Source organism: Candidatus Thioglobus sp., assembly GCF_028599055.1.
GTDB lineage: Bacteria > Pseudomonadota > Gammaproteobacteria > PS1 > Pseudothioglobaceae > Thioglobus_A.
The window spans coordinates 1-2,348 of record NZ_JAQRMS010000166.1; the positions used below are offsets into that span (position 1 = coordinate 1).

Here is a 2,348-nt window from a genome sequence, read left to right on the forward strand (position 1 = left end):
GATGAGTACATGCCTCAGGTTGATCCGCATATTAAGAGAGAGGCGAAGGATGAAAATAATAAAGTAATTTAAAGAGTGTGATTTATGTACAATATATATTTAGACCTTACATAAAAGGACTAAAATGTATATAATAATCCTTACATAAAAGGACTAAAAACTATGAAGGCACTTTTTAAAAAAATAATCGTTGATTTTTCTGAGCGTAATATTACTGGCATATTGCCTAGAGAATATGCCATTCCACTAAAATCTGAAAAAATTATCTCTTTAATTGGTGTACGAAGAAGTGGAAAAAGCTCGATTTTATTTGGACTAATCAGCCAACTTAGAGAGCAGATTGATAATAACAAAATAGTTTATATTAACTTTGAAGATGATCGCCTCTATCCTTTAACACTAAAAGATCTTGATATGTTGTTAGAGGCATATTTTGAGCTTTATCCAGCTAATAGAGATCAAGAAATCTACTTATTTCTCGATGAGGTGCAAGTTGTTGACAATTGGGAATTGTACGTTCGTAGAATTTATGACACATTAAATATACATATTTATATCACTGGATCTAGTGCCAAACTACTTTCTACTGAAATATCCACCAGCTTGCGTGGTCGCGCAATAACTTACGAAATTTTCCCCTTCTCGTTTAAAGAGTATCTGCAATATAGAGACATAGAATTTAATCAGCATTCATCCAAATCAATTAGCTTTGTAGAAAATGCACTAGAAAGTTATTTAATAGATGGTGGTTTTGCCGAAACCATTAATCAAGACGCTGAAATTTCAAGAAAAATACTGAGTGATTATTTAGAATTAATTGTTTATAAAGATATTGTTGAAAGATACAACATTAAAAATAGAGAGCTATTAAAAATATTGAACAAATATTGTTTTACTAATATTGCCACATTACTCAATGTCACCAAACTCTTTAACGAGCTTAAAGGGCAAGGCTATAAATTAGGCAAAGATACATTATTTGAATATCTTTCACATCTAGAAGATGCTTATACGGTTTTCACTGTGCCAATTTATAGAAACTCGATTAAAGAAGAGCAAAGGAATCCTAAGAAAATATATGCTATTGATAATGGCTTTAAAAAGATATACGATTATTCAATAAGTGATGATGCGAGTAAATTATATGAAAACATTGTATTTTTACATCTTAGAAGGCAAACCAAGCAAGTTTATTATTTCAAGCAAAAACAAGAAGTTGATTTTTATGTAAAACTCAATAGTGGCACCAAAATTATTAATGTGAGCTATCAAATTGATAATAAGAACACTAGAGATAGAGAAATTAACGGCTTGATTGAAGCAATGGAGTATTTCAATCTTGATTGTGCATACCTTGTAACCAAAGATGAAGAGCAAAAAATAAAGATAGGTGAAAAATCAATTTACATCACACCTCTTTATAAATTCTTACTTATTTCTGACAAACAGTCATGATTAAAAAAGCGTCAAATGGTACTTTTATTGTTGACATTAGTCTAGGCAGAAACAAAAGAATTAGAAGGCGATTCAAAACTCGTACAGAGGCAACTAGATACGAAAGACACTCTATTGGCCAAATGGAACAAGATAAAGACTGGACTCCAGAGATTAAAGATATTAGAAAATTATCAGATCTTATCAATATTTGGTATCAACTGCACGGCAACACTTTAAAAGATGGAGAAAGAGTCAGAAATCGCATGCTGATCATTAGCAAAAGAAAAGTAAAATTTTTAACTGACGCAGAAATTAGAGAATTAATTAATGCTATTGACCACGAAGATACAAGACAAGCCGTAAAGCTTTGTCTATCTACTGATGCTAGAATGGGGTGAAGTAAAAAATGACATTAAATAGCAAAAGCACAAAAAATAGAACCATACCAATCAAAGAAGAATTGGCAAGCCAAATACCATTTGTACTATAATGTAGTACAAATAATTATAAAGGTTATATTATGGGTGTTACAAGTATTCGTTTAAATTCAGATATTGAAAAACCACTTGCAGACTTAACTAAAAAATTAGATAGAAGTAAAAACTATCTTATTAATCAAGCAGTTAAGGAGTTTGTTGCTCGACAGAAAATGGAACAAGATCGGTGGCAAGATACGTTGGAGGCATTAGATGATGTTAAAAATGGTCGTTTTATTAATGCAAATAAGGTTGATAAATGGTTAGACAGCTGGGGAAGTGATAATGAGTTACCCACACCAACTGCATAATGATTAATTACTCCGCTAGAGCGCTATCAGATTTAACTCGCTTGCGAGAATTTATTGCCGAAAAGAATCCGACTGCTGCAAGTAGAGCATCAAGCGAGTTGAAAGAAGAGATAAATAAATTGGA

3 protein-coding genes are annotated in these 2,348 nt (G+C 31.6%); all 3 read left to right on the plus strand.

Going from position 1 to position 2,348, the window contains the following annotated elements; all coding sequences use genetic code 11:
- The first annotated feature begins 162 nt into the window (after positions 1-162).
- The 3 genes from PSN35_RS07130 (at position 163) to PSN35_RS07140 (ending at position 2,224) form a co-directional block, all read left to right on the plus strand.
- Positions 163-1,455 carry an ATP-binding protein gene (locus tag PSN35_RS07130; RefSeq protein ID WP_300031454.1) on the plus strand — a complete coding sequence of 431 codons (1,293 nt, stop codon included), beginning with the start codon at positions 163-165 and terminating at the stop codon, positions 1,453-1,455.
- Complete coding sequence (locus PSN35_RS07135; RefSeq protein WP_300031456.1) at positions 1,452-1,835, plus strand: hypothetical protein; 384 nt, start codon at positions 1,452-1,454, stop codon at positions 1,833-1,835. The genes PSN35_RS07130 and PSN35_RS07135 overlap by 4 nt, the downstream gene beginning before the upstream one ends.
- 122 nt (positions 1,836-1,957) lie before the next feature.
- The gene (locus PSN35_RS07140) at positions 1,958-2,224 is read left to right on the plus strand and encodes a CopG family ribbon-helix-helix protein (RefSeq protein WP_300031459.1); all 267 of its coding nucleotides are present in this window, start codon (positions 1,958-1,960) and stop codon (positions 2,222-2,224) included.
- Positions 2,225-2,348: the final 124 nt, after the last annotated feature.

What these genes read in the sequence shown, in the direction of transcription:
- PSN35_RS07135 (WP_300031456.1), top strand. Translation starts at nt 1,452, where the DNA reads ATGATTAAAAAAGCGTCAAATGGTACTTTTATTGTTGACATTAGTCTA.
- PSN35_RS07140 (WP_300031459.1), top strand. Translation starts at nt 1,958, where the DNA reads ATGGGTGTTACAAGTATTCGTTTAAATTCAGATATTGAAAAACCACTT.
- PSN35_RS07130 (WP_300031454.1), top strand. Translation starts at nt 163, where the DNA reads ATGAAGGCACTTTTTAAAAAAATAATCGTTGATTTTTCTGAGCGTAAT.